At 67.4% G+C, this 25,619-nt stretch carries 36 protein-coding genes; 34 read left to right on the plus strand and 2 right to left on the minus strand.

The window, feature by feature from the left end; translation table 11 throughout:
- Positions 1 to 69 precede the first annotated feature (69 nt).
- The 34 genes from AB4078_RS13525 (at position 70) to rplQ (ending at position 22,788) form a co-directional block, all read left to right on the plus strand.
- Positions 70 to 294, plus strand: coding sequence for a hypothetical protein (locus AB4078_RS13525; RefSeq protein WP_440734035.1), 225 nt, complete (start codon positions 70 to 72; stop codon positions 292 to 294).
- 368 nt (positions 295 to 662) lie between these two features.
- Positions 663 to 3,191 (plus strand): SpaA isopeptide-forming pilin-related protein, encoded by a 2,529-nt coding sequence (locus AB4078_RS13530; protein WP_441977578.1) that lies wholly within the window; start codon positions 663 to 665, stop codon positions 3,189 to 3,191.
- A gap of 80 nt (positions 3,192 to 3,271) precedes the next feature.
- Positions 3,272 to 4,678 (plus strand): SpaH/EbpB family LPXTG-anchored major pilin, encoded by a 1,407-nt coding sequence (locus AB4078_RS13535; RefSeq protein WP_441977579.1) that lies wholly within the window; start codon positions 3,272 to 3,274, stop codon positions 4,676 to 4,678.
- A 171-nt stretch (positions 4,679 to 4,849) separates the two neighbouring features.
- Positions 4,850 to 5,779 carry a class C sortase gene (locus AB4078_RS13540; RefSeq protein WP_441977580.1) on the plus strand — a complete coding sequence of 310 codons (930 nt, stop codon included), beginning with the start codon at positions 4,850 to 4,852 and terminating at the stop codon, positions 5,777 to 5,779.
- Positions 5,780 to 6,220: 441 nt separating this feature from the next.
- On the plus strand, positions 6,221 to 6,529 hold the full coding sequence (gene rpsJ / locus AB4078_RS13545; RefSeq protein ID WP_017201594.1) for a 30S ribosomal protein S10: 309 nt from the start codon (positions 6,221 to 6,223) through the stop codon (positions 6,527 to 6,529).
- A gap of 10 nt (positions 6,530 to 6,539) precedes the next feature.
- Positions 6,540 to 7,199, plus strand: a complete 660-nt coding sequence (gene rplC / locus AB4078_RS13550; RefSeq protein ID WP_233312367.1) for a 50S ribosomal protein L3 — start codon at positions 6,540 to 6,542, stop codon at positions 7,197 to 7,199.
- A gap of 5 nt (positions 7,200 to 7,204) precedes the next feature.
- Positions 7,205 to 7,861 carry a 50S ribosomal protein L4 gene (rplD, locus tag AB4078_RS13555; RefSeq protein WP_440734030.1) on the plus strand — a complete coding sequence of 219 codons (657 nt, stop codon included), beginning with the start codon at positions 7,205 to 7,207 and terminating at the stop codon, positions 7,859 to 7,861.
- Positions 7,858 to 8,175: a 50S ribosomal protein L23 gene (gene rplW / locus AB4078_RS13560; RefSeq protein ID WP_045249924.1), complete on the plus strand. Its 318-nt coding sequence runs from the start codon at positions 7,858 to 7,860 to the stop codon at positions 8,173 to 8,175. Before rplD ends, rplW begins: the two co-directional genes overlap by 4 nt.
- 20 nt (positions 8,176 to 8,195) lie before the next feature.
- Positions 8,196 to 9,035: a 50S ribosomal protein L2 gene (gene rplB, locus AB4078_RS13565; protein ID WP_233312365.1), complete on the plus strand. Its 840-nt coding sequence runs from the start codon at positions 8,196 to 8,198 to the stop codon at positions 9,033 to 9,035.
- A gap of 12 nt (positions 9,036 to 9,047) precedes the next feature.
- Complete coding sequence (rpsS, locus tag AB4078_RS13570) at positions 9,048 to 9,329, plus strand: 30S ribosomal protein S19 (protein ID WP_233312364.1); 282 nt, start codon at positions 9,048 to 9,050, stop codon at positions 9,327 to 9,329.
- Positions 9,329 to 9,709 (plus strand): 50S ribosomal protein L22, encoded by a 381-nt coding sequence (gene rplV / locus AB4078_RS13575; RefSeq protein ID WP_375903449.1) that lies wholly within the window; start codon positions 9,329 to 9,331, stop codon positions 9,707 to 9,709. Before rpsS ends, rplV begins: the two co-directional genes overlap by 1 nt.
- Entirely contained in the window at positions 9,709 to 10,464 is a 756-nt protein-coding gene (rpsC, locus tag AB4078_RS13580) for a 30S ribosomal protein S3 (RefSeq protein WP_440734029.1), read from the plus strand. Before rplV ends, rpsC begins: the two co-directional genes overlap by 1 nt.
- Positions 10,464 to 10,883: a 50S ribosomal protein L16 gene (gene rplP, locus AB4078_RS13585; RefSeq protein ID WP_045271046.1), complete on the plus strand. Its 420-nt coding sequence runs from the start codon at positions 10,464 to 10,466 to the stop codon at positions 10,881 to 10,883. The genes rpsC and rplP overlap by 1 nt, the downstream gene beginning before the upstream one ends.
- The gene (gene rpmC / locus AB4078_RS13590; protein WP_441977581.1) at positions 10,883 to 11,197 is read left to right on the plus strand and encodes a 50S ribosomal protein L29; all 315 of its coding nucleotides are present in this window, start codon (positions 10,883 to 10,885) and stop codon (positions 11,195 to 11,197) included. Before rplP ends, rpmC begins: the two co-directional genes overlap by 1 nt.
- On the plus strand, positions 11,197 to 11,514 hold the full coding sequence (gene rpsQ, locus AB4078_RS13595; protein WP_052674221.1) for a 30S ribosomal protein S17: 318 nt from the start codon (positions 11,197 to 11,199) through the stop codon (positions 11,512 to 11,514). Before rpmC ends, rpsQ begins: the two co-directional genes overlap by 1 nt.
- The gene (gene rplN / locus AB4078_RS13600; RefSeq protein WP_045271048.1) at positions 11,511 to 11,879 is read left to right on the plus strand and encodes a 50S ribosomal protein L14; all 369 of its coding nucleotides are present in this window, start codon (positions 11,511 to 11,513) and stop codon (positions 11,877 to 11,879) included. Before rpsQ ends, rplN begins: the two co-directional genes overlap by 4 nt.
- Before the next feature lie 3 nt (positions 11,880 to 11,882).
- Positions 11,883 to 12,242: a 50S ribosomal protein L24 gene (rplX, locus tag AB4078_RS13605; protein WP_045249916.1), complete on the plus strand. Its 360-nt coding sequence runs from the start codon at positions 11,883 to 11,885 to the stop codon at positions 12,240 to 12,242.
- Entirely contained in the window at positions 12,242 to 12,832 is a 591-nt protein-coding gene (gene rplE / locus AB4078_RS13610; RefSeq protein ID WP_440734028.1) for a 50S ribosomal protein L5, read from the plus strand. Before rplX ends, rplE begins: the two co-directional genes overlap by 1 nt.
- 151 nt (positions 12,833 to 12,983) lie before the next feature.
- Complete coding sequence (gene rpsH, locus AB4078_RS13615; RefSeq protein ID WP_233312358.1) at positions 12,984 to 13,382, plus strand: 30S ribosomal protein S8; 399 nt, start codon at positions 12,984 to 12,986, stop codon at positions 13,380 to 13,382.
- Between the two features lie 6 nt (positions 13,383 to 13,388).
- On the plus strand, positions 13,389 to 13,925 hold the full coding sequence (gene rplF / locus AB4078_RS13620) for a 50S ribosomal protein L6 (protein ID WP_440734027.1): 537 nt from the start codon (positions 13,389 to 13,391) through the stop codon (positions 13,923 to 13,925).
- Between the two features lie 2 nt (positions 13,926 to 13,927).
- Positions 13,928 to 14,287: a 50S ribosomal protein L18 gene (gene rplR / locus AB4078_RS13625; RefSeq protein ID WP_267920971.1), complete on the plus strand. Its 360-nt coding sequence runs from the start codon at positions 13,928 to 13,930 to the stop codon at positions 14,285 to 14,287.
- A complete protein-coding gene (gene rpsE, locus AB4078_RS13630) occupies positions 14,284 to 14,976 on the plus strand; it encodes a 30S ribosomal protein S5 (RefSeq protein WP_440734026.1) in 693 nt (230 codons plus the stop codon). Before rplR ends, rpsE begins: the two co-directional genes overlap by 4 nt.
- The gene (gene rpmD, locus AB4078_RS13635) at positions 14,976 to 15,161 is read left to right on the plus strand and encodes a 50S ribosomal protein L30 (RefSeq protein ID WP_018171461.1); all 186 of its coding nucleotides are present in this window, start codon (positions 14,976 to 14,978) and stop codon (positions 15,159 to 15,161) included. The genes rpsE and rpmD overlap by 1 nt, the downstream gene beginning before the upstream one ends.
- Positions 15,161 to 15,688 carry a 50S ribosomal protein L15 gene (rplO, locus tag AB4078_RS13640; protein WP_440734025.1) on the plus strand — a complete coding sequence of 176 codons (528 nt, stop codon included), beginning with the start codon at positions 15,161 to 15,163 and terminating at the stop codon, positions 15,686 to 15,688. The genes rpmD and rplO overlap by 1 nt, the downstream gene beginning before the upstream one ends.
- A gap of 104 nt (positions 15,689 to 15,792) precedes the next feature.
- Positions 15,793 to 17,115, plus strand: coding sequence for a preprotein translocase subunit SecY (secY, locus tag AB4078_RS13645; RefSeq protein WP_233312356.1), 1,323 nt, complete (start codon positions 15,793 to 15,795; stop codon positions 17,113 to 17,115).
- On the plus strand, positions 17,112 to 17,726 hold the full coding sequence (locus AB4078_RS13650; RefSeq protein WP_441977582.1) for an adenylate kinase: 615 nt from the start codon (positions 17,112 to 17,114) through the stop codon (positions 17,724 to 17,726). The genes secY and AB4078_RS13650 overlap by 4 nt, the downstream gene beginning before the upstream one ends.
- A gap of 1 nt (position 17,727) precedes the next feature.
- Complete coding sequence (gene map / locus AB4078_RS13655; RefSeq protein ID WP_441977583.1) at positions 17,728 to 18,579, plus strand: type I methionyl aminopeptidase; 852 nt, start codon at positions 17,728 to 17,730, stop codon at positions 18,577 to 18,579.
- A gap of 128 nt (positions 18,580 to 18,707) precedes the next feature.
- Positions 18,708 to 19,379 carry a DsbA family protein gene (locus AB4078_RS13660; protein WP_440734022.1) on the plus strand — a complete coding sequence of 224 codons (672 nt, stop codon included), beginning with the start codon at positions 18,708 to 18,710 and terminating at the stop codon, positions 19,377 to 19,379.
- Between the two features lie 146 nt (positions 19,380 to 19,525).
- The gene (infA, locus tag AB4078_RS13665; protein WP_017201569.1) at positions 19,526 to 19,747 is read left to right on the plus strand and encodes a translation initiation factor IF-1; all 222 of its coding nucleotides are present in this window, start codon (positions 19,526 to 19,528) and stop codon (positions 19,745 to 19,747) included.
- Between the two features lie 66 nt (positions 19,748 to 19,813).
- Positions 19,814 to 19,930, plus strand: a complete 117-nt coding sequence (gene rpmJ, locus AB4078_RS13670) for a 50S ribosomal protein L36 (protein ID WP_005050492.1) — start codon at positions 19,814 to 19,816, stop codon at positions 19,928 to 19,930.
- A gap of 185 nt (positions 19,931 to 20,115) precedes the next feature.
- Positions 20,116 to 20,490, plus strand: coding sequence for a 30S ribosomal protein S13 (rpsM, locus tag AB4078_RS13675; protein ID WP_440734021.1), 375 nt, complete (start codon positions 20,116 to 20,118; stop codon positions 20,488 to 20,490).
- Positions 20,491 to 20,517: 27 nt separating this feature from the next.
- Positions 20,518 to 20,916 (plus strand): 30S ribosomal protein S11, encoded by a 399-nt coding sequence (gene rpsK, locus AB4078_RS13680; RefSeq protein WP_017829189.1) that lies wholly within the window; start codon positions 20,518 to 20,520, stop codon positions 20,914 to 20,916.
- Between the two features lie 126 nt (positions 20,917 to 21,042).
- Positions 21,043 to 22,032: a DNA-directed RNA polymerase subunit alpha gene (locus AB4078_RS13685; RefSeq protein ID WP_233312352.1), complete on the plus strand. Its 990-nt coding sequence runs from the start codon at positions 21,043 to 21,045 to the stop codon at positions 22,030 to 22,032.
- A gap of 66 nt (positions 22,033 to 22,098) precedes the next feature.
- Positions 22,099 to 22,788, plus strand: a complete 690-nt coding sequence (gene rplQ, locus AB4078_RS13690) for a 50S ribosomal protein L17, sunset domain variant (RefSeq protein ID WP_440734020.1) — start codon at positions 22,099 to 22,101, stop codon at positions 22,786 to 22,788.
- A gap of 337 nt (positions 22,789 to 23,125) precedes the next feature.
- Here rplQ and AB4078_RS13695 read toward each other — a convergent pair whose 3' ends face one another.
- Both AB4078_RS13695 and AB4078_RS13700 read right to left on the minus strand, forming a co-directional pair.
- Positions 23,126 to 24,709: a hypothetical protein gene (locus tag AB4078_RS13695; protein ID WP_441977584.1), complete on the minus strand. Its 1,584-nt coding sequence runs from the start codon at positions 24,707 to 24,709 to the stop codon at positions 23,126 to 23,128.
- Positions 24,706 to 25,572, minus strand: a complete 867-nt coding sequence (locus tag AB4078_RS13700; protein WP_441977585.1) for a glycosyltransferase family 2 protein — start codon at positions 25,570 to 25,572, stop codon at positions 24,706 to 24,708. The genes AB4078_RS13695 and AB4078_RS13700 overlap by 4 nt, the downstream gene beginning before the upstream one ends.
- Positions 25,573 to 25,619 lie beyond the last annotated feature (47 nt).

The following is a 25,619-nucleotide window of genomic DNA, read 5'->3' on the forward strand; positions in this document are numbered from 1 at the left end:
GGCCAGGTCCGCCGTGCAGAATGGCGGGGTGCGAGCCGACAGCCGGCTCGATCAAGGGAGGGGAACCCCATGGGTCTCGGAGACGCCATCAACGACGCGGTGAACAAGGGCAAGGAGTTCTTCGAGGAGAACAAGGACAAGGTCGAGGAGCTGCTGCACAGCGAGCAGGCCGAGGGCGTCAGCGACACCGTGCTGGGTGGCGCTGCGGACCTCGCCAAGAAGGTCGCCCCCGGGGCTGCCGAGCAGATCGACGGCGTCCGCGACAACCTCGACAAGCAGGTCGGCAACGAGTGATCTCGAACTGAGAACTTTCGGAGGGCGGAGCGCTGCGGCGCTCCGCCCTCTGGCATGTGGCGAGATGGTCTATGCCACGCCACACCGATGTGGATTTTGCCTTCGTTGCGATCGTGTCCTAGGGTCGACAGAAGATTCGCTGTTCGAGTTCAGAACGCCGAAAGATCCGCAGGATCCGCCGGACGTCTCGGAAGCAGAACGGAATCCGCGGTTCTCATGGGAGTGTGAGCCGCAGGGAACCCAGGGGAAATGGGTTGCCGAACATCGGACCGGGGGACGGTCCGCTGGGGAGAAGAGAGCCGCTTGCGGCGCTCACGAAGAAGGATCCATGGGAGTGGATCCGTTCTTCACTGTGGCTGGGGAGCACAATGAAGCCTGGGGAGTATTTCGCGCGCGCCGTCGTGGCGCTCGGACTGAGCATCGGCCTCGCGTTGACCGCGACGCCCGTTGCGCAGGCCGCGGTCGTCGGCCCTGCCGCGCTCGCCCTCACCGAGACGCCGACGCCGACGCCTGCACCGACGCCGACGCCTGCACCGACGCCGACGCCGACCCCGTCCGAGAGCGCTGCCGCGCCCGAGAGCGCCGCGCCGTCGGCAGTGCCGGGAGCTCGGAGCTCCGCGCCCCTGGTGCCCCTCACGACGACCACCGGCACCGCGCCGCGCTCGCTCGCCGCCGCTCCGCTGGCCGCACGCGTCGCGCCCTCCGTCACGGCCGGCCTCGTCTGCGCCACCGGCACCTTCTACGCGGTCTCGAGCGGCGGGCAGCTGCAGCGCGTCTCGAACGGCGCGGTCACGCCTGTGGGCTCGCCGGCCTCCGGCACGTCGTCCTTCAACGGACTCGGCATCGGCGCGAACGGCGCGACCGCGCTCGGCTACGAGCGCACGAACAACTCGCGCACCGCGACCATCTGGTACTTCGACGGCACGACGTGGAAGTCCACCGGCGACAGCTACACCACCTCCGCGTCGCTCGTCGCCGGCGCGGTCGACCTGAAGACCGGCAACTACTTCTTCGGCGGTTTCGCGTCGGGCAGCTTCTACATCTACCGGTACGTTCCGAGCACCGGCGCGTTCTCGCTGGTCGGCACGATCGACACCTCGTCCTCGGGCGGGACGAACGGCGACATGGCGTTCGACGCGAGCGGCAACCTGTACATCGCCGGCAGCTCGGCGACGACCACGGTCTACTCGGTCACCGCAGCGTCGATCTCGGGGGGAACCGGAGGGCAGCTCGCGGCGTCGCAGTCGTTCTCCTTCACGCCCCTCGGCTTCTCGTCGATCAACGGGATGGCGTTCAACACGACCGGCTCGATGTACCTCGGCAACGGAAGCACGGTCCGCGAGTACAACGCCTCGACGGGCGGGCAGATCGGGAGCGACGTGACGTCGAGCCTGAGCAGCACCGACCTCGCGAGCTGCAACTCGCCCGCGAACCTGACTCTGAAGAAGAACGTGGTCGCCCGCGCGCACGCCGGCGACCAGGTCCGCCTGTCTGTCAAGAGCGGCTCGACCGAGGCCGGAACGGCCACGACGTCCGGCACCACGAACGGTGTGCAGACCGCACAGGTGGGCCCGCTTCCGGTGATCCAGAGCAATGTCTACAGCGTGTCCGAGTCGATGGCCGCGGGGTCTCCCGGCTCCCTGGCCGACTACGCCAGCTCTCTCGCTTGCGTCGACGAGACGGGTGCGGCGGTGCCGACGAATGCCGCGGGGCAGCTCACCATCCCGAATCGTTCCGGTGCCAGCGTCGAATGCACGATCACGAACACTCCGCTTCTCGCGACCGTCACCGTGCACAAGACGGTGCTCGACATCAACGGCAAGAACCCGGCGGCAGGCTCGGGCTGGACGCTCGGTGCGGCGACGACCCCGAGCACCGGATCCGCCACGTCCGCGCCGTCGGCGACGACGCAGACCACGCCGGCCTCCGGCGACGTGAGCTGGACTGTCGCCTTCGACAAGCAGACCTCGCGGGCGACCGTGCGCGTATCCGAGACGCAGAAGAGCGGGTGGGACTTCGTCAGCGGCAGCTGCCTTGTCACTCCGCTCAACGGCGCGGCGCGTACGGTGACGCTGCCGGGCGCTGCCGGAGCCGACGTCACGGGCGTCGCCCCGGGCGACGCGGTCGCGTGCACGATCACGAACAAGCCTTCGTCTGCGGCGCTGACGCTCAAGAAGAAGGTCGACAACACCTACGGCGGCGGCTCGGTCGTCTCCGATTGGACGCTGACGGCGACCGGCTCGCAGACGATCACCGGCAAGACCGGTGATGCGAGCGTCACCGGGGCGGTCGTCGCTCCCGGGACTTACGCGCTGACAGAGAGCGGAAGCCCGGCGGGCTATGCCGCCGGCACCTGGACCTGCACCGGCGCCACGGTGAGTGGATCCGCTGTGACCGTGGCGGCGAACGCCAACGCCGTGTGCACGATCACCAACGCGAGCAAGCCGGGATCCGCCATCTGGACCAAGACGTCGCAGACCACCGGCGACCAGCTCGCCGGATCCGAATGGACCCTGACCGGCCCCGGGCTCCCTGCGCAGGGCGTCGTGGTCAAGGACTGCACGACCGCCCCCTGCGTCGGTCCCGACCTGGATCCTGCGCCCGGCGCCTTCCGTCTCGACAAGCTCGCTTGGGGCGCGTACACCGCGAAGGAGACCCTTGCCCCCGCGGGCTACGTCGCAGCCGGCACCTTCACCTTCACCGTGAACGCGGCCAACGCGGGCACGACGCTGAACACGGGGCCGCAGGCCAACCAGCAGCAGCCAGGCGCCGTGCTCCCGCTCACCGGCGGTCTCGGAAGCGATGCCTTCCTGCTCGCCGGCGGCGCGATCCTTTTCAGCGCGCTGACAGCGCTCGGGATCGTCCGACTCCGCCGACGCGCCCACCGGCCTTCCTGACCACCACCACTTCACCGACAGCAGGACAACTGTCGGCCGGCGGTGTCGGTCGACGAATCACAGAGAAAGCAGGAACGACAATGACTAGAAGGTCTCTCGGGCTGCGCAAGATCGCAGCCGGCCTCGGGGTCGCGGCTCTCGCCGCCCTGGGTGCGCTCGCAGTGTCGCCGGCCGCGAACGCCGCTGACACGCTGAGCCCGTCCAACATCACCGGGACAACGGGCACGCTGACCATTCACAAGCACGCCGGCGACCCGGGGGCAGCCGGGGACGGCACCCAGATCACCGACCCGGCGAAGGTTGCGGCGCTCGGGCAGGGCCTCCAGGGGGTCCAGTTCAGCGTGCAGCGGGTGAGCGCGAACGGCACCCCGATCGACCTCACCACCGCCGCAGGGTGGGATCAGGCGAAGACCGCCACCCCGGCGAACGTCACGACGGCGCCATTCTCGGTCGCTGCCGGCGCCACGGCGACCACGGACGCCACCGGACAGGCCGTCGTCCCGAATCTTCCCTATGGTCTCTACCTCGTCACGGAGACCAGCCCCGGCGCGAACCCGATCGTCTCGCCGGTGCAGCCGTTCCTGGTGTCCGTGCCGTACCCGAACCAGGGCACCTGGCTCTACAACGTGCACGTCTACCCGAAGAACAAGCTGAACACCACGGATCCGACCAAGTCGGTCGCCGATCCGAAGGCGCCGGTGCTGGGCTCGCAGATCGTGTGGACGGTGAACACGCCGATCCCCGCGCTCGCTGCCGGTGACACCTACCGCAGCTTCTCCATCACCGACAACCTGGACGCGCGGCTGACCTACGTCGGCGCGGTCGTCAAGATCGATGGCACCACGCTGACTGAGGGCACGGACTACGCCGTGTCCGGCAACACCGTGATCACGTTCAAGGCGCCCGGCCTCGCCAAGCTCGCCGGCAAGACGGCGGTGACCGCCGACATCACCACGGCCGTGACGGCGCTCGGTGCCGACGGTCAGATCCTGAACACCGCCGTGGTCAACACCAACGGCTCCGCCCGCACGACCAACACGCCGCAGACCAACTGGGGTCCGCTGAAGGTCGTCAAGCAGGACGGCAACACGAAGAACACGCTGAAGGGCGCGGTCTTCGAGGTCTACGACGCCAAGAACGGCACGAAGGTCGCCGGCCCGTTCACGACGAACGATGCGGGCGAGCTTCTCGTCAATGGTCTGTGGGTCGGCAACAATGATGTGAAGAGCAAGGCGTACTGGCTCAAGGAGACTCAGGCGCCCGCGGGCTACGTCCTTCCGGCGGACCCGTGGACCCAGGTCACCGTCACCGCCGCGGGCACCGCGGCACCCACGAGCGTCACCATCGCGAACATTCAGCAGCAGGGCCCCAACCTTCCGCTGACCGGTGGTGCGGGCAGCACCTTGTTCACCGTCATCGGCGGTGCCCTGGTTGCAGCCGGTATCGGGGCAATCGTGCTGCGCCGCGTGCGCGCACGTCGTCCCTGATGACGAGTCCGTCAGCGGTCGCCTCCCAGTGCGACTGCTGACGGACTGGAGGAGGGCGGGATCCCAGTTCCCGCCCTCCTCTTCCCTGCTTCTGCGGGCCTCGGGCCGGACCGGAGCACGTCGTCCCGGATTCCGGGATCCGTTTCGAATCAGCACGTCGAAGGAGCCATCGTGACCGAGACTGCGCCACTGCGCCGTCGCGATGCGCGACCGGTGCCCGGCCCGCGGTGGCAGATGCCTTGGATGACCGCAATCCTCGCGGTCATCGCCTTCGCCGGGCTCCTCCTGCTGATGTACCCGACCGTTGCCAGCTGGTGGTCGCAGTACAACCAGTCGCAGCTGATCGTGAAGGTCGACTCCGAGGTCGGAGGGGCCGCGGAGGGTATGCGCGCGACCGAGCTCGCGGAGGCGAGGGCGTACAACAAGGCCCTCGTCGGGGGCGCTCTCGTCGCGGCCGGATCGCGTAATCCGACGAGTTCGAGTGCCGCGGCCCCAGGGTTCGATTACCAGAGCCTGCTGCATGCGGACGCGGACGGTGTCATGGCGCGGCTGCGCGTCCCCTCGATCGGCGTCGACCTGCCGATCTACCACGGCACCGCGGACTCGACTTTGGCGAAGGGGGTCGGGCACCTCGAAGGGACGTCTCTTCCCGTTGGCGGTGAGGATCAGCACGCGGTGCTCACTGCGCACCGCGGGCTCGCCGGTGCCACGCTGTTCGACAACCTGGACCAGGTCAAGGTCGGCGACACCTTCACCGTCGAGGTGTTCGGACAGGTCCTGACGTATCGCGTACGAGACACCAGGGTGGTGCTCCCGGAAGAGACGCAGGCGCTGTACCCGCAAGCAGGGGAGGACCTGGTCACTCTCGTCACCTGCACTCCGCTCGGTATCAACTCGCATCGGATCCTCGTCACGGGAGAGCGGGTGACGCCGACGCCGCAGAAGGATCTCGACGCCGCCGGCGCCGTCCCGGACATCCCGGGCTTCCCGTGGTGGGCGCCGATCATCGGCGGGTCTCTGATCGTGCTGGCCGGGCTCGTCGTGGCATCGGGTCGTCCCCGTCGTGAGGCGAACCGAGAGACGCCCGCGCCCGCAGAATGAGGGATGTCCCTTCGGTTGCGCTGCGACACGCGATGAGACACGCCCGAGTTTGCGACACGCCCGGGCTGCACGTAGACTATTGAGGTTCCACATTCCGGTGCGCGTCCCGATGCGCGCTGGATCACTGCCAGGGCAGTGCACAGACGGCGCCCTTCCACGGAGAGATCCATGGAAGCGGGCGCAGGGATCTGGGCCGCGGGCAGCAGAACAGACAACCGACACCTCCTCACCGAGGCCCTGCCATGTGCGGGGGTCGGCTTCCGCGGGTCGTGAGGCCCCGGGCTGACAGCAGAACAGTGGTGCGCCCCTTCAAGAGGTCCGATCCGCAAGGATCCGGGCCAGGAGGAGGAGTGCGAAGGCGCAGAACGCGCCGTCGCGCGTCCAATGCCCCCGGATCATCCGATCCGGGCTGGTACGACGCTTAATGAGAGAGAGCAGACAATGGCGGGACAGAAGATCCGCATTCGCCTGAAGTCGTATGACCACGAGGTCATCGACACGTCGGCCCGCAAGATCGTCGACACCGTGACCCGTGCGGGCGCGACCGTCGTCGGCCCGGTGCCGCTTCCGACCGAGAAGAACGTCGTGTGCGTCATCCGGTCGCCCCACAAGTACAAGGACAGCCGCGAGCACTTCGAGATGCGCACCCACAAGCGTCTGATCGACATCGTCGACCCGACGCCGAAGGCCGTTGACTCGCTCATGCGTCTCGACCTTCCTGCTGACGTCAACATCGAGATCAAGCTGTAAGGGGATCACGATGGTCGACATCAACGCAAAGATTTCCAAGGGCCTGCTCGGCACCAAGCTCGGCATGACCCAGGTCTGGAACGAGAACGGCAAGCTGATCCCGGTCACCGTGATCGAGCTGGCCCCGAACGTGGTCACCCAGATCCGCACCCCCGAGAAGGACGGCTACAACGCCGTTCAGATCGCGGCCGGTCAGATCGACCCGCGCAAGGTCAACAAGCCGCTCACCGCCCACTTCGAGGCCGCCGGGGTCACCCCGCGCCGTCACGTCACCGAGATCCGCACCGCGGACGCCGGCGACTACAGCCTGGGCCAGGAGCTCACGGTTGACGGCACCTTCGAGGCCGGCCAGCTGGTCGACGTCGTCGGCACCAGCAAGGGCAAGGGCTTCGCCGGTGTCATGAAGCGCCACAACTTCAAGGGTGTTTCCGCCTCGCACGGTTCGCACCGCAACCACCGCAAGCCCGGTTCCATCGGTGCTTCCTCGACCCCGAGCCGTGTCTTCAAGGGCATGCGCATGGCCGGTCGTATGGGTGGCGAGCGCGTGACCGTCCTCAACCTCACGGTGCACGCCGTCGACGCCGAGAAGGGTCTGCTGCTCGTCAAGGGCGCCGTCCCCGGCGCGCGCGGCCGCATCGTCTACGTCCGCAACGCAGTGAAGGGTGCCTGAGTCCCATGGCTGACACCACTCTGACGCTCGACGTGTTCGCCGGCGGCAAGAAGACCGGTACGGTCGACGCCCCCGCCGCGATCTTCGACGCCAAGACCAACGTTCCGCTCATCCACCAGGTCGTCGTCGCGCAGCTCGCCGCGGCACGCCAGGGCACCCACTCGACCAAGCGTCGTGGTGAGGTCTCCGGTGCCGGTCGCAAGCCCTTCAAGCAGAAGGGCACGGGTAACGCCCGTCAGGGCTCCATCCGTGCGCCGCACATGACCGGTGGTGGCATCGTCCACGGCCCGAAGCCGCGCGACTACTCGCAGCGCACCCCCAAGAAGATGATCGCCGCCGCCCTGCTGGGTGCGCTGAGCGACCGCTTCCGCGGTGAGCGCCTGCACGTCGTCGAGTCCTTCGGCATCGAGGGCAAGCCGTCCACCAAGACGGCCGCCGCCTTCCTGAAGGCGCTCCCGGGCAAGAACCTCCTCGTGGTCATCGACCGCGAGGACGACCTCACCGCCCTGAGCGTCCGCAACCTGGCCTCTGTGCACGTGCTGTACTTCGACCAGCTGAACGCCTACGACGTGGTCAACTCCGACGACATCGTCTTCACCAAGGCGGCCTTCGACGCGTTCGTCGCGCTGAAGTCCGGCGCAACCGAGGAGGTCTCCGCATGAGCGACAACATCCTCGCCGCGGCTGCCAACAAGGACCCGCGCGACATCATCCTGAAGCCGGTCGTCTCCGAGAAGAGCTACGGCCTGATCGACGAGGGCAAGTACACCTTCCTGGTGGACCCCCGCGCCTCCAAGACCGAGATCAAGCTCGCCATCGAGAAGATCTTCGACGTCAAGGTCGCCAGCGTCAACACGATCAACCGCGTCGGCAAGGCTCGCCGCACCCGCTTCGGCACGGGCAAGCGCAAGGACACCAAGCGCGCCATCGTCGCCCTGAAGTCGGGCACCATTGACATCTTCACGGCAGTGAACTGACCGGGGGATAAGGACAGAACATGGCTATTCGCAAGTACAAGCCCACGACCCCGGGTCGCCGCGGCTCGTCGGTGGCCGACTTCGCCGAGATCACCCGATCGACGCCCGAGAAGTCGCTGCTGCGCCCGCTGAGCAAGACCGGTGGCCGCAACAACCAGGGCCGCATCACGACCCGTCACATCGGTGGTGGCCACAAGCGCCAGTACCGCGTCATCGACTTCCGTCGCAATGACAAGGACGGCATCGACGCCAAGGTCGCTCACATCGAGTACGACCCCAACCGCACCGCGCGCATCGCGCTGCTGCACTACTTCGACGGCGAGAAGCGCTACATCATCGCGCCGAACAAGCTGAAGCAGGGCGACATCGTCGAGTCGGGTGCCGGCGCTGACATCAAGCCGGGCAACAACCTTCCGCTGAAGAACATCCCGACGGGTACCGTCATCCACGCCATCGAGCTCCGCCCCGGCGGCGGCGCGAAGATGGCCCGCTCGGCCGGCGCCTCCGTGCGTCTGGTCGCGAAGGATGGCCCCTACGCCCAGCTGCGTCTGCCCTCCGGCGAGATCCGCAACGTCGACGCGCGCTGCCGTGCGACGATCGGCGAGGTCGGCAACGCCGAGCAGTCGAACATCAACTGGGGCAAGGCCGGCCGCAAGCGCTGGTTGGGCGTTCGCCCGACCGTCCGTGGTGTCGCCATGAACCCGGTCGATCACCCGCACGGTGGTGGAGAGGGCAAGACGTCCGGTGGACGTCACCCCGTCTCCCCGTGGGGCCAGGCTGAGGGACGCACCCGTCACGCCAACAAGGAAAGCGACAAGTACATCGTGCGTCGTCGCAACGCCGGCAAGAAGCGCAAGTAGGAGTAAGAGAAGATGCCTCGCAGTCTTAAGAAGGGCCCCTTCGTCGACGAGCACCTGCTTCGCAAGGTGGTCGTGCAGAACGAAGCCGGCAGCAAGAACGTCATCAAGACCTGGTCCCGCCGGTCGATGATCATCCCCGCCATGCTGGGACACACCATCGCCGTGCACGACGGACGCAAGCACATCCCCGTGTTCGTGTCCGAGAGCATGGTCGGTCACAAGCTGGGCGAGTTCGCGCCCACCCGCACCTTCCGCGGCCACGTGAAGGACGACAAGAAGGGGCGGCGCCGCTAATGGTCGAATCCGTCGCACGCGTGAAGCACATCCGCGTGACCCCGCAGAAGGCTCGTCGTGTCGTCGCCCTGATCAAGGGCAAGCAGGCGCAGGAAGCCCTCGCCATCCTGAAGTTCGCGCAGCAGAGCGCCTCCGAGCCGATCTACAAGCTCGTGCACTCCGCGATCGCCAACGCCCAGGTGAAGGCCGATCGTGACGGCGAGTTCCTCGATGAGCAGGATCTCTACATCAAGAACGCCTTCGTGGACGAGGGGACGACGCTGAAGCGTTTCCAGCCCCGCGCCCAGGGCCGCGCGTTCCAGATCAAGAAGCGCACGAGCCACATCACGGTCGTGCTGGCCACCCCTGAGGTCGCCAAGAACGAGAAGGCGAGCAAGTAATGGGACAGAAGGTAAACCCGTACGGCTTCCGCCTCGGCATCACCACGGACCACGTGTCCCGGTGGTTCTCTGACTCGACCAAGCCGGGTCAGCGTTACGCCGACTACGTTGCCGAGGACATCAAGATCCGCCGGCTCCTGCAGACGCAGCTCGACCGCGCCGGCGTGAGCAACATCGAGATCGAGCGCACCCGTGACCGCGTGCGTGTGGACATCCACACCGCTCGCCCGGGCATCGTCATCGGCCGCCGCGGCGCCGAGGCGGAGCGCATCCGTGGCGACCTCGAGAAGCTCACGGGCAAGCAGATCCAGCTGAACATCCTCGAGGTGAAGAACCCCGAGGCCGACGCTCAGCTCGTCGCGCAGGGCATCGCCGAGCAGCTCTCTGCTCGTGTCGCCTTCCGTCGCGCCATGCGCAAGGGCCTCCAGGGCGCCCAGCGCGCTGGTGCCAAGGGCATCCGGATCCAGGTCTCGGGCCGCCTCGGCGGCGCGGAGATGAGCCGGTCGGAGTTCTACCGCGAGGGTCGTGTGCCGCTGCACACGCTGCGTGCGAACATCGACTACGGCTTCTACGAGGCCAAGACCACCTTCGGCCGCATCGGCGTGAAGGTCTGGATCTACAAGGGCGATCTCACCAACAAGGAGCTTGCTCGCGAGCAGGCCAACGCACCGAAGTCCCGTCGTGACGACCGTGGTGGCGACCGCCGCCGTGGCCCGCGCAACGAGGCTCCCGTCGCAGAAGGAGCGTCTGCCTGATGCTTATCCCTCGTAAGGTCAAGTACCGCAAGCAGCATCACCCCAAGCGTGATGGTGCGGCGACCGGCGGCACGAAGGTCTCCTTCGGCGAGTTCGGTATCCAGGCACTCACCCCCGCTTACGTGACCAACCGTCAGATCGAGTCCGCTCGTATCGCGATGACCCGTCACATCAAGCGTGGTGGAAAGGTGTGGATCAACATCTACCCCGACCGTCCGCTCACGAAGAAGCCTGCCGAGACCCGCATGGGTTCCGGTAAGGGTTCCCCCGAGTGGTGGGTCGCCAACGTCAAGCCGGGTCGCGTCCTCTTCGAGGTCGCGGGCGTCAGCGAGGAACTTGCTCGCGAGGCCCTGACCCGTGCCATTCACAAGCTGCCGCTCAAGGCACGCATCATCAAGCGCGAGGAGGGCGACGCGTAATGGCGATCGGCACCAAGGAGCTCGGTGTGACCGAGCTCGACACGTTCGAAGACCAGCGCCTCGTCGAGGAGCTGCGCAAGGCCAAGGAGGAGCTGTTCAACCTCCGTTTCCAGTCGGCCACCGGCCAGCTGGAGAGCCACGGCCGCATCCGCGCCGTCAAGCGCGACATCGCGCGCCTGTACACCGTGATCCGCGAGCGTGAGCTGGGCATCCGTGCGACGCCTGCTCCGGTCGAGGTTCCGGCCAAGAAGGCGTCCAAGGCAAAGGCGAAGAAGGCCGACGAGGCTGACGCGCCGAAGGAGGAGGCCGAGTAATGGCTGAGAAGAAGGCTGCTGCCGCTGAGGCAGAGGTCGTCTCGCACGACGTGCGCGACGCCGACGCTCGTGGCTACCGCAAGTCGCGCCGCGGCTACGTCGTCAGCGACAAGATGGACAAGACCATCGTCGTCGAGGTCGAGGACCGCGTGAAGCACCCGCTGTACGGCAAGGTCATCCGCCGTACGACCAAGGTCAAGGCGCACGACGAGAACAACACCGCCGGCATCGGCGACCTCGTTCTCATCAACGAGACCCGCCCGCTGAGCGCCACGAAGCGCTGGCGTCTGGTGGAGATCCTGGAGAAGGCAAAGTGATCCAGACCGAGTCCCGACTCAAGGTCGCCGACAACACCGGCGCCAAGGAGCTGCTCACCATCCGCGTGCTCGGCGGTTCCAGCCGTCGTTACGCCGGCCTGGGCGACATCATCGTCGCGACGGTCAAGGACGCGATCCCCGGTGGGAACGTGAAGAAGGGTGATGTGGTCAAGGCCGTCATCGTCCGCACCAAGAAGCAGACCCGTCGTCCCGACGGCTCGTACATCAAGTTCGACGAGAACGCCGCCGTGATCCTGAAGAACGACGGGGAGCCCCGCGGCACCCGTATCTTCGGCCCGGTCGGTCGTGAGCTTCGTGACAAGAAGTTCATGAAGATCGTCTCGCTCGCCCCGGAGGTGCTGTAACTCATGGCGAACATCAAGAAGGGTGACCTGGTTCAGGTCATCTCCGGCCGCAAGCAGGAAAAGGGCGGCGACCGCGGCAAGCAGGGCAAGGTCCTCGAGGTCCTCGTCGAGCAGAACCGCGTGATCGTGGAGGGCGTGAACTACGCCACCAAGCACACCCGCGTCGGACAGACGCAGCGCGGCACGAAGACGGGCGGCATCGAGACCATCGAGGCCCCCATTCACATCTCGAACGTCGCCCTGGTCGACCCCGAGACGAAGAAGCCGACCAAGGTCGGTCACCGCGTCGAGGAGCAGGTCAAGGACGGCGTGAAGCGCACGGTCCGCGTGCGCTACGCGAAGAAGAGCGGTAAGGACCTCTGATGGCGGCTGCTGACGCCGCGGGCGCTGTCAAGGTGCAGCCCCGCCTGAAGGCGAAGTACAACAACGAGATCAAGAAGGCTCTGCAGGACGAGTTCGGCTACGAGAACGTCATGCAGATCCCCGGCCTGGTCAAGGTCGTCGTCAACACCGGTGTCGGTGAGGCGGCTCGTGACTCCAAGGTGATCGATGGTGCGGTCGACGACCTCACCAAGATCACCGGCCAGAAGCCGATCGTCACGAAGGCCCGCAAGTCCATCGCGCAGTTCAAGCTGCGCGAGGGTCAGCCCATCGGCGCGCACGTCACCCTCCGCGGTGACCGCGCCTGGGAGTTCGTGGACCGCCTCGTGAACCTCGCACTGCCCCGTATCCGCGACTTCCGCGGTCTCTCGGACAAGCAGTTCGATGGCAACGGCAACTACACCTTCGGTCTCACGGAGCAGAGCGTGTTCCACGAGATCGATCAGGACCGCATCGATCGCGTCCGCGGTTTCGACATCACTGTCGTCACCACGGCGAAGAACGACGACGAGGGCCGGGCGCTGCTGCGTCTCCTCGGCTTCCCGTTCAAGTCGAACGACGCGCAGGCGTAAGACCATGTCTTGAAGACCGGATCCCGGGGGCTTCCTCGGGATCCGGTCTTCGGGCGTGTTGCACGTGACGTACAATTGAAAATTGCGTGCTCATCGCAGGCCGTCTGCCGTGTAACGGCAGCCGGAACCTCATGAACGAAAGAAGACAACTATGACGATGACAGACCCGGTCGCAGATCTGCTGACCCGTCTGCGCAACGCGAACTCGGCGCATCACGACTCCGTGACCCTGCCGTCGAGCAAGCTGAAGACCCACATCGCTGAGATCCTCCAGCAGGAGGGCTACATCTCGGGTTGGGAGATCTCCGACGCCCGCGTCGGCAAGAACCTCACCATCTCGCTGAAGTATGGCCCGAACCGCGAGCGGTCGATCGCCGGCATCAAGCGCGTCTCCAAGCCCGGCCTCCGCGTGTACGCGAAGTCGACGGAGCTGCCCAAGGTGCTCGGTGGCCTCGGCGTCGCGATCCTGTCCACCTCCTCGGGGCTCCTCACGGACCGCCAGGCTGAGCAGAAGGGCGTGGGCGGAGAAGTTCTCGCCTACGTGTGGTGATCTGAAATGTCGCGTATTGGACGACTTCCCATCGAGATCCCCGCGGGCGTGACCGTTTCGGTCGACGGCCGTGCGGTGTCGGTGAAGGGCCCGAAGGGCGAGCTCTCGCTCACCGTGGCCTCCCCCATCGAGGTGTCGGTCGAGGAGAACCAGGTTCTCGTCACCCGTCCGGACGACGAGCGCGCCTCGCGTTCGCTGCACGGTCTGACCCGCACGCTCATCAGCAACGACATCATCGGCGTGACCCAGGGCTACTCCAAGGGCCTTGAGGTCGTCGGCACCGGCTACCGCGTGCAGCAGAAGGGCAACTCGGTCGAGTTCGCCCTCGGCTTCTCGCACCCGGTCCTGATCGACCCGCCCGCCGGCATCACCCTGACGGTGGAGGGCAACAACAAGCTCACCGTCAGCGGCATCAGCAAGCAGGCCGTCGGCGAGGCGGCTGCGAACATCCGCAAGATCCGCAAGCCCGAGCCGTACAAGGGCAAGGGTGTGCGCTACGCCGGCGAGGTCGTGCGTCGCAAGGCCGGAAAGAGTGGTAAGTAACCATGGCTATCAAGACGAAGTCCGACGCCCGCTCGCGTCGTCACGCCCGCCTTCGCAAGAAGATCCAGGGCACCGAGGCGCGTCCGCGCCTGGTCGTCACCCGTTCGGCCCGCCACGTCTTCGTGCAGCTGGTCGACGACAGCAAGGGCCACACCGTGGCCAGTGCCTCCACCCTCGAGACCGACCTGCGCGGCTTCGACGGTGACAAGACCGCCAAGGCCCGCAAGGTCGGCGAGCTCGTCGCCGAGCGCGCGAAGGCCGCCGGTGTCTCGGAGGCCGTGTTCGACCGCGGTGGCAACCGGTACGCCGGTCGTGTCGCGGCCATCGCCGACGGCGCCCGCGAAGGGGGTCTGGCACTGTGAGTGACAACAAGGAGAACGAAGTGACCGAGACGGCTACGGCTCCCGCCGAGACGGCGGCCGGCACCGAGGCTCCGCAGCGCGATGAGCGCCGCGGCGGCCGTGGTGGCCGCGACCGCGGTCAGGGCGGTCGCGACCGCAACTCGCGCGACCGCGGGGACAACCAGTTCCTCGAGCGCGTCGTGACCATCAACCGCGTGTCGAAGGTCGTCAAGGGCGGCCGTCGCTTCAGCTTCACCGCGCTCGTCGTGGTGGGTGACGGCAACGGTCTCGTGGGTGTCGGCTACGGCAAGGCCCGCGAGGTTCCCCTCGCCATCTCGAAGGGTGTCGAGGAGGCCAAGCGCAACTTCTTCCGCGTGCCGCGCTCCGCATCGACCATCCCGCACCCGGTGCAGGGCGAGGCCGCTGCCGGCGTCGTGCTGCTCCGCCCGGCTGCCGCCGGTACCGGTGTTATCGCCGGTGGTCCGGTCCGCGCCGTGCTCGAGTGCGCCGGTATCCACGACGTGCTGTCGAAGTCGCTCGGTTCGTCGAACACGATCAACATCGTGCACGCGACGGTGGCCGCCCTGAAGCAGCTCGAGGAGCCCCGTGCGGTCGCCGCGCGTCGTGGCCTCGAGTTCGACCAGGTCGCCCCGGCGCGTCTCGTCCGCGCAGAGGCTGAGGCCATCGCTGCGCAGAAGGCAGGTGCCTGATGGCTGCGCGCCTCAAGGTCACGCAGGTCAAGTCCAAGGTGAGTGAGAAGCAGAACCAGCGCGACACGCTGCGTTCGCTCGGCCTCAAGAGGATCGGCGACTCGGTCGTCCGTCCCGACGATGCCCAGACCCGCGGTTACGTCCGCACGGTCGCTCACCTCGTCAAGGTTGAGGAGATCGACTAATGGCTGAGAAGAAGGAAGCGGCCACCACCACCGCCGCGAATGCCAAGAAGCCGGCCGCCAAGAAGGCCGAGGAGACCACGGTCTCCCGTCCCGGCGTCCTGAAGGTGCACCACCTGCGTCCGGTCCCCGGCGCCAACACCGCCAAGACCCGTGTCGGTCGCGGTGAGGGCTCCAAGGGCAAGACCGCCGGTCGCGGCACCAAGGGCACCAAGGCCCGCAACACCGTTCGCGTCGGTTTCGAGGGTGGGCAGATGCCGCTGCACATGCGCACCCCGAAGCTGCGCGGGTTCAAGAACCCGTTCCGCGTGGAGTACCAGGTCGTGAACCTGGAGAAGCTCGCCGAGCTCTACCCGAAGGGCGGAGACGTCACCGTCGCCGACCTCGTGGCCAAGGGCGCGGTTCGCAAGAACGAGAAGGTCAAGGTCCTGGGCAACGGCGACATCGCCGTGGCTCTGACCGTGTCGGTCGACAAGGTCTCCAGCTCCGCAGAGCAGAAGATCGTCGCCGCCGGCGGATCCGTCAAGTAACACTCGTCGAGAGGGGCCGGAGATTTCTCCGGCCCCTCTTGCGTTACCCTGGGTAATCGACTGTCCCTCATCGGGCGTCATTCCCTTTGCAGGAAGGCAAGCTTTTGTTCAGCGCCATCGCGCGGATCTTCCGCACGCCTGATCTTCGACGCAAGATCGGCTTCACGATCGCGATCATCGCGATCTACCGCCTCGGATCCACCGTGCCCGCTCCGTTCGTGAGCTTCCCGAACGTCTCCGAGTGCCTTGCTCAGAACAGCGGCACCGAGGGCCTGCTCGGGCTCGTCAACCTCTTCTCCGGCGGCGCGCTGCTGAAGCTGTCGATCTTCGCACTCGGCGTGATGCCCTACATCACGGCCTCGATCATCACCCAGCTGCTGCGCGTCGTCATCCCGCACTTCGAGGCGCTGCACAAGGAGGGCCAGGCCGGTCAGGCCAAGCTCACCCAGTACACGCGATACGTCACCATCGCTCTGGCGCTGCTGCAGTCCACGACTCTCGTCACCGTCGCGCGCACCGGCCAGTTGTTCGGCCAGACGGGCGTCGCCGCGTGCAACCAGCTGCTCACCAACGACGTGTGGTGGGCGCAGCTGCTGCTCATCATCACGCTGACGGCCGGCACCGGCCTCATCATGTGGTTCGCCGAGCTCGTCACCGAGAAGGGCATCGGCAACGGCATGTCGCTGCTGATCTTCACCTCGATCGCCGCGACCTTCCCCGGCGCCATGTGGGCCATCATGCAGACGAAGGGCTTCGAGGTCTTCCTGCTCGTGCTGCTCGTCGGCATCGTCGTGATGACGCTGGTCGTCTTCATCGAGCAGTCGCAGCGACGCATCCCGGTGCAGTACGCCAAGCGCATGGTCGGTCGTCGCACTTACGGCGGCACCAACACCTACATCCCGATCAAGGTGAACATGGCGGGCGTGATCCCGGTCATCTTCGCCTCGTCGCTGCTGTACATCCCGATGCTGGTCGCGCAGTTCAACATCCCGCAGGACGGCAAGACGCCGCCGGCGTGGGCGACCTGGATCATGACGTACTTCGTCAAGGGCGACCACCCGATCTACATGATCACGTACTTCCTGCTGATCATCGGTTTCACGTACTTCTACGTCGCGATCACGTTCAACCCGACCGAGGTCGCGGACAACATGAAGAAGTACGGTGGCTTCATCCCCGGCATCCGGGCGGGTCGCCCCACGGCCGAGTACCTCGACTACGTCCTCACCCGCATCACGCTGCCCGGATCCCTCTACCTCGGCATCATCGCGCTGATCCCGCTGATCGCGCTGGCCACGGTCGGTGCGAACCAGAACTTCCCGTTCGGCGGCGCGTCGATCCTGATCATCGTCGGCGTCGGCCTGGAGACGGTGAAGCAAATCGACGCACAGCTGCAGCAGCGCCACTACGAAGGGCTTCTCCGATGACGGCATCCGCAACCTCCACCGCACGCCTGCTGATCGTGGGCCCGCAGGGCTCCGGCAAGGGCACGCAGGGAGTGCGGATCGCTGAGGCCTACGGTGTTCCGGTGGTCTCCACCGGCGACATCTTCCGCGCCAACATCAAGGACGGCACCCCGCTCGGCAAGCAGGTCACCGCGATCCTCGACGCGGGGGACCTCGTCTCGGATGAGCTGACGGGTGCGCTCGTGCGGGACCGCCTGTCCCAGCCCGATGCCGAGGCCGGCTTCCTCCTCGACGGCTACCCCCGCAACGCCGCGCAGGTCGAAGACCTCGACACGTTCCTGGCCGAGTCGGACGCCGCACTCGACGCCGTGATCCTGCTCGACGTGCCGCGCGAGGAGAGCATCGCCCGGATCACCGTGCGCGCGGTGGAGCAGGGCCGCGGGGACGACACCCCCGAGGCCATCGCGAAGCGTCTGGACATCTACGAGGCGCAGACCGCCCCGATCCTCGACGTGTACGGCGCGCGTGGCATCGTGGACAGGATCGACGGCGTCGGCAGCCTGGACGAGATCACCGAGCGCGTCTTCGCGGCGCTGAACGCCCGCGGGCTCGTGCGCACGGCTGCGGTCTGACGTGGCGTTCCGCCGCTCCATCTACAAGAGCCGCGCCCAGCTCGAGGCGATGGTCGAGCCCGGTCTGATCACCGGCGCGGCGCTCACCGCGGTGCGTGCCGCTGTGCGCCCCGGCATCACGACGGGCGAGCTCGACGCGATCGCGGAGCGTGTGATCCTGGATCGCGGCGCCGAGTCGAACTTCAAGCTCGTGCGCGGCTACCGGCACACCACCTGCATCTCGGTCAACGACCAGGTCGTGCACGGGATCCCCGGATCCCGCGTGCTGCAGCCCGGCGACATCGTCTCGATCGACTGCGGGGCTCAGTTCCGCGGCTGGAACGGCGACAGCGCCATCACGGTCATCGTCCCGGATCCGTCTCCTTCGGCGTCGTCCGGCGCACGCCAGACGCTTTCTGACGTGACCGAGGGATCCATGTGGGCCGGTATCGCCGCGATGGCCTCGGCAAAGCACCTGGGGGACATCTCCGCGGCCATCGAGGACCACATCCTCGCCGCAGGTCCCTCGGCGGTCTCGGGGAAGCCCTACGGCATCCTGCGCGAGTACGTCGGACACGGCATCGGCCGCAAGATGCACGAGGCGCCGAGTCTGTTCAACTACCGGACCCCGGACCGCGGCGCCGAGGTGCGCCCGGGCCTCGTGCTCGCGATCGAGCCCATGGTCACCGCGGGTTCCGAGCAGACCTACGTCGAGGACGACGACTGGACCGTCACCACGACCGACGGATCCGACGGCTCGCACTGGGAGCACAGCGTCGCTCTGCATGACGACGGCATCTGGGTGCTGACCGCCGCCGACGGGGGAGCGGCAGGCCTCGCCGCCTTCGGGATCACCCCCGCGCCGATCGCGTAGCACCGAGCGTCGACCTGCCCCGCGCGCCCCGCGGAGTGCTCCCACGGACCTCAAAGGCTTCGCACGGCACAATGGGAAGACATAGCTGAGCGGATCCGCCGGGCGGGTCTGGACAAGGAGACACAGACATGGCCACTGCCAAGGGCAGGACCAACGGGTTCGCCATCGGAATCACCGCGGCGGTCGTCGCCGTGCTCATCGCACTTGTCGGCGTCGTCGTGTACCTGAACAACAAGGCCACGGACCCGGGCGCCGCGCCGAAGAGCGCGATCGTCAACTCCGACACCGGCGCCGTCACCACCGGCAAGGGCAAGGACAAGGTCGCGCTGTACGTCGACTTCCAGTGCCCCATCTGCAAGCAGTTCGAGACCCAGTACGGGTCGCAGCTGCAGGCGCTCGCGAAGGAGGACAAGATCACGCTCGAGTACCACCCGATCGCGATCCTGGACCGCTTCTCGCAGGGCACCAACTACTCCTCGCGTGCGGCTTCCGCAGCGTACGCCGTCGCGCAGGAGAACCCGGACAAGTTCCTGGACTACCTGAACATCCTGTTCGAGAACCAGCCGACCGAGAACACCCCCGGCCTCACCGATCAGCAGCTGATCGACTACGCGAAGCAGGTCGGCGCCGACAAGGCCGAGGCGGTCATCAAGGCGAACACGTTCTTCAAGTTCCCGACGGCGCAGGCCACCGCGCACAAGATCCAGGGGACGCCGACGATCGAGATCAACGGCGAGCGTCTCGACACGAGCAAGCAGGCCGACGTCGCCAAGCTGCAGAAGATCGTCGACCAGAAGTAACAGCTCCGCATTTTGCGGATCCGCGGATCCGGACTACCATAGATCTTTGGTGCTTTGCGCCTTGGTCCGGCGTGTCCGGATCCGCACAGTTCCACCACCACCCACCCACCGCAGATCGACCGGTCTGCAGAAGCGTCAGCGAGGCTATGGCTAAGAAAGACGGTGTCATCGAGATCGAGGGCGTGATTTCCGAGGCTCTCCCCAACGCGATGTTCCGCGTTGAGCTGAGCAACGGACACAAGGTCCTCGCCACGATCTCCGGCAAGATGCGGCAGAACTACATCCGCATCATCCCCGAGGACCGCGTCGTCGTGGAGCTCTCTCCCTACGACCTCACGCGCGGCCGCATCGTCTACCGCTACCGCTAGACCGGTCGAGAAGTAACACCCCAGGCGCTCGCGCCTGCCCGGTGAAGACAGCGATAAGGAAACAACATGAAGGTCAACCCCAGCGTCAAGCCCATCTGCGACCACTGCAAGGTGATCCGTCGTCACGGCCGCGTCATGGTGATCTGCAAGAGCAACCCGCGCCACAAGCAGCGCCAGGGTTGAATCGCCGGGCTCTGTCCCGTCGCTCTCGCAATCCACAACTCAATATCTGAAACAGGCAGGATCAGACGCTTCGACAGGCTCAGCGACCGGGGAACCGGCCGGCGGCCGCGAGAAGCTGACACCTCGGGCGGAGGCCCGGGCACCGATCCTGCTCCACACCTCCACAACACTCCAGGAGTTACCGCATGGCACGTCTTGCCGGCGTCGACATCCCGCGCGACAAGCGCGTGGTGATCGCCCTCACGTACATCTACGGCATCGGCCGTACCCGCTCGGTCGAGATCCTCAAGGCCACCGAGATCGACGAGTCGATCCGCGTCAAGGACCTCTCCGACGACCAGCTCGTCGCCCTCCGCGACCACATCGAAGGCACCTACAAGGTGGAGGGTGACCTCCGCCGTGAGGTCGCCGCCGACATCCGCCGCAAGGTCGAGATCGGCTCCTACGAGGGTATCCGTCACCGTCGCGGCCTGCCGGTCCGCGGTCAGCGCACCAAGACCAACGCGCGTACCCGCAAGGGCCCCAAGCGCACCGTCGCCGGCAAGAAGAAGGCCCGCTAAGCGGCCAGGGAATAGGAGAACACTTTCATGGCTGCACCCAAGGCCGCCGCGCGCAAGCCGCGCCGCAAGGAAAAGAAGAACATCGCGCTGGGCCAGGCCCACATCAAGTCGACGTTCAACAACACCATCGTCTCGATCACCGACCCGTCCGGCGCTGTCATCGCCTGGGCCTCGTCCGGTGGCGTGGGCTTCAAGGGCTCCCGCAAGTCCACCCCGTACGCCGCCGGCATGGCCGCGGAGTCGGCCGCCCGTCAGGCTGCCGAGCACGGTGTGAAGAAGGTCGACGTCCTCGTCAAGGGTCCGGGCTCCGGCCGCGAGACCGCGATCCGCTCGCTGCAGGCCGCCGGCCTCGAGGTGGGTTCGATCCAGGATGTGACGCCGCAGGCGCACAACGGCTGCCGTCCGCCGAAGCGCCGTCGCGTCTGACGCGTTCTGAGGATCCTCGGATCTCGATCCTGTCGAGACCGGGGATCCTCACCCGCGTTTCCTCCACAACTCAAGACCTCACCCACACGTGTCATATAGCGGGCACGTGATCGAAAGGAACACACAGTGCTCATCGCACAGCGTCCCACTCTCACCGAGGAAAAGATCTCCGAGAACCGCAGCCGGTTCGTCATCGAGCCGCTTGAGCCCGGCTTCGGTTACACGATCGGCAACGCGCTGCGTCGCAGCCTGCTCTCCTCGATCCCCGGCGCGGCCGTCACGAGCGTCCGCATCGACGGCGTCCTCCACGAGTTCAGCACCATCCCCGGTGTGAAGGAGGATGTCACCGAGATCATCCTCAACATCAAGCAGCTGGTCGTCTCCTCGGAGCGCGACGAGCCCATCACCGCCTACCTGCGCAAGACGGGCGCCGGCGAGGTCACCGCGGCGGACATCTCCGCCCCGGCCGGTGTCGAGGTGCACAACCCCGAGCTGGTCATCGCGACCCTCAACGAGACCGCCAAGTTCGAGCTCGAGCTCACCATCGAGCGTGGCCGTGGCTACGTCTCCGCGGCGCAGAACCGCAGCGAGTACGCCGAGGCGGGCCAGATCCCGATCGACTCGATCTACTCGCCCGTGCTCAAGGTCAGCTACCGCGTCGACGCCACCCGCGCCGGCGAGCGCACCGACTTTGACAAGCTCGTGCTGGACGTCGAGACCAAGAACTCGATCATCCCGCGCGACTCCGTGGCCTCGGCCGGCCGCACGCTGACCGAGCTGTTCGGCCTCGCCCGCGAGCTGAACGTCGAGGCCGAGGGCATCGAGATCGGCCCCGCGCCGGTCGAGGCCGTGCTCTCGAACGAGCTGTCGATGCCGATCGAGGATCTCGATCTGTCGGTCCGCTCGTACAACTGCCTCAAGCGTGAAGGCATCAACACGGTGTCCGAGCTCGTCGCCCTCTCGGAGACGCAGCTCATGAACATCCGCAATTTCGGACAGAAGTCGGTGGACGAGGTGCGCGACAAGCTCGTCTCGCTCGGCCTGTCGCTGAAGGATTCGGTGCCCGGTTTCGACGGCGCCCACTTCTACGGCGGCTCCGAAGACGAGTCCTTCTGACCTACCCGTTCTGTCATCTGGCAGTGGCCAGCTGACTCGAACCTTTCCGATCCAGGAGTAAGAACAATGCCTAAGCCCACCAAGGGTCCCCGCCTCGGAGGCGGCCCGGCCCACGAGCGTCTGCTGCTCGCGAACCTCGCCGCACAGCTGTTCCTTCACAAGTCGATCAAGACCACCGAGACCAAGGCCAAGCGCCTGCGTCCGCTGGCCGAGCGTCTCGTCACCTTCGCCAAGCGCGGCGACCTGCACGCGCGCCGTCGCGTGCTGACGGTGCTGCGCAGCAACAAGGAGGCGACGCACATCCTGTTCGCCGAGATCGCGCCGCTCGTCGCCGAGCGTGAGGGCGGCTACACCCGCATCACCAAGGTCGGCAACCGCAAGGGTGACAACGCGCCCATGGCCGTCATCGAGCTCGTGCTCGAGCCCGTCACCCCCAAGGTGAAGAAGGCCGCTGCGAAGCCGGCTGCCGCCAAGAAGGCTGCTGAGCCCGTCGCCGAGGCTCCGGCCGAGGTCGTCGAGGCCGAGGTCGAGGAGACCGCCGCTCCGGCTGCGCTCGTCGACGGCGGCTTCGGTGAGGACTCCGCTGCTCCGCTCGAGGACGGCTCCGCCCCCGAAGGCTTCGACATCAAGGGCAACAAGGACTCGATGAAGTTCCACCGCCCCGATGGCCAGTGGTACGACGCCACTGTCGCCGAGGTGTACTTCCGCACGGCGGAGGCCGCTGAGGCCGCCGGTTTCGTGGAGGCCGGCAAGTAAGCCAGCTCGCGTTCTGAAGCCCGTCGCCCCTGTGTGGGGCGGCGGGCTTCGTCGTTGTCTGGGGTGGGGCGTGGCGCTGGGGCGTGCTGGTCGGTGGTCGCCCGTGCTGTTCGGTGGTTGCCCCTGGCGCTCGCTGGTCGCGTATTGCGGTCATGGCGAGCGCGAAGCCGCAATCTGCGACCAGTGAAGGTCGAGGGGCGGATCCCCGTGGCGCTCGCTGGTCGCGTATTGCGGTCATGGCGAGCGCGAAGCCGCAATCTGCGACCAGTGAGCGGAAGTGGAGCGGGTGTGAGCGGCATGGGTGGGGTGAAGTCCCGAGGGGCGGATCTGGATCCGGTCAGCGCGCGGGGCAGATGTTCGCGCCGCCCGATGCGACGAGGGGAGCACCATCGGCGCAGGGTTCGGGCGTGAGAGTGCGGGTGTGCTGCATCGCGGGAGCGTCGAACAGGCCGACGTGCGCTCCGGTCAGCACCACGGCCGACACCGGCCAGCCCCAGGGCTTCGCGGCGAGCCACTGCACGTCGTTCTCGCGCACCCATGCGGCGAGGGGGGCGATCTCGGCGCGCTGCTGAGCCAGGGTCTGGGTGGTCGGCGGCTGCGCGGTGCGCACCGTGTCGCCGACGACGCCTCCGGCCACCATCACGGCCACAACGGCCGCCACGGCGACGGCGACGACCCGCGTGAGGGCTGGTGCGACCATGTTCCCGCGTCGCCGCCACAGCGCTGCTGCGGCACGGACGGCGATCGCGGCGACGATCGGGGCGAACGCGAACACGCCGACCGCGGGGTGGCGCACCCACAGCGGCAGCTGCGCCGCCTGCGCCCACCAGCCGACGAAGGCGAGCAGGCCCACGGCCGATCCGAACCCGAGCGCGAGAAGCTGCGGATCCCGCCCCCACCAGCGGGGGCGCTGCGGATCCGACACGACTGCGACCGGGGCGGACGAAGCGCGGCCGAGTTCCGAGCCCTTCGACGGGCTCAAGGTCCGGATGCCGACGGCATCGCCCCGTGCGGGCACCGCGGCCCACACCACCGCGATGGTCGCGAGCACCACGGCGACCGCGACGAGCCACCACGGCACGAACCAGGATCCCGCCAGCGTTCCGAGCTTCTGCGGCACCGTGGTCGGCTCGATGTGCTGTCCGCCGCTGAGCAGGAAGCCGCCCAGCGCGCGCACGTGCCGCACGTAGCCCGTGAAGCCCATCGAGGCGAGCGCGATCAGCTCCATGAGCACCGTGGGCGCGGCCACGAAGACCAGCGGCACCACGCTGCGGCGCAGGGCCGCGACCAGGCGCGGCCAGAACGGCGCGGCGGGCGTGAGCAGGAACAGCGCCACGGCGAATGCGGGCAGCGCGAGCAGCGCGATGAGCTTCGCCTGCACGGCGAGCCCCAGTAGCAGCCCCGCGAGCCACGCGCGGCGCGGCAGCACGATCAGCGCCCACACGATGAGCGCGGCCGCGGCGATCTCGCCGAGCAGGTCCGCCGGGCCCTGGATCGGGGAGACGCTGTCCGCCGTGTTGAACGCGAGTGGCAGCGCCACGGCGATCAGCGCGCCGAAGGGTCCGGCGATGCGCCGTCCCAGCACGCCGAGCCCGACGAGCAGGAGCACCCAGTACGCGAGCGGCACGAGTCGTGCGCCGATCACCGGATCCACGCCGAACGCGAGCACTCCGGCGACCGGCAGCAGCACGACCGGACCGGTGGAGATCCGCGGATCGAACGGCGTCAGGGTCGAGCCCGACAGTGTGCCGTCGCTGGTGTAGCCGAGGCCGGCCAGCAGGTTCCGCGGCACGGTGAGGTTGAAGGCCTCGTCCTCCCAGAATCGCAGCGCTGTCAGGCTGTGCCACATCACGATCGCGTTCGCGACGAGGAGCAGCCCGAGCAGGATCCAGAATGCGATTCCGGAGAGGCGACGAGTCATGCGGATCCGGATCCCTCGTCGGCACCAACCTCGTCGGGAGCTGCGGATCCCTCGTCGGACGCGGCGGTGCGAGGGGCACGCGGCGCCGGGAGCCCCTCGAGCTCGAGCGCCCGCAGCGGGGCGCCGGGGCGCAGTGACCACATCCATGCCTCGCGCAGGGCGCTGAGCGCGAAGAGCACGAGCTTCTTGGGCGGCAGCGACGGACGTGCGACCTTGCCCCACATCGTGCCGGTGCTGGAGCTGCCGCGGCGCGGGATGCTGCGCACGCGCAGGTAGCGCACCGCGAATCCGGCGCGCACCTCGCCCAGGGAGAAGTGCACATGCGGCACGAGGGCGTCGGAGGGCACGGCGTTCACGAGGATCTGCAGCGCCTCGGGGCGATACACACGCAGGGGGGTGTTCACATCAGGCACACCGCGTCCGACGATCGCGGCGGTGAGCAGCCGCACGCCAGCGGTGAGCAGGCGGCGGTACCAGGCGTCGGTGCGGGAGTGGCGCACGCCGTGCACGACGTCCGCGCCGGTGCTGCTCAGCGCTCGCACGGCGGAGGCGATCTCGGATCCGAGGAACTGCCCGTCGCCGTCGACGTGCACGAGCGCGTCGGGGGAGAGGGCGAGTCCAGCGCGGTACGCGGCGAGAGCGGTGGGGCCGTGGCCGCGGTTGGCCGGCTGGGTCTGCACGTCGACGTCGTCGATGCCGGCCAGGGCGGCGGCAGTGCCGTCGGTGGAGCGGTCGTCGGCGACGACGAAGCTCACGCGCTCGGCCAGCGGGGCGACGGCGGTGCGGATCTCGTCGATGAAGCCGCCGATGCCCTCGGCCTCGTTGTAGGCCGGCATCACGACGGCCAGGTGGGCGTACTGCACTCGAACCTCGAGCCTTCTCCTGGAGGGCCCGTGCGGGCCGGGGCGGG

The organism is Microbacterium sp. 2MCAF23 (assembly GCF_052115565.1).
Classification (GTDB): Bacteria; Actinomycetota; Actinomycetes; order Actinomycetales; family Microbacteriaceae; genus Microbacterium.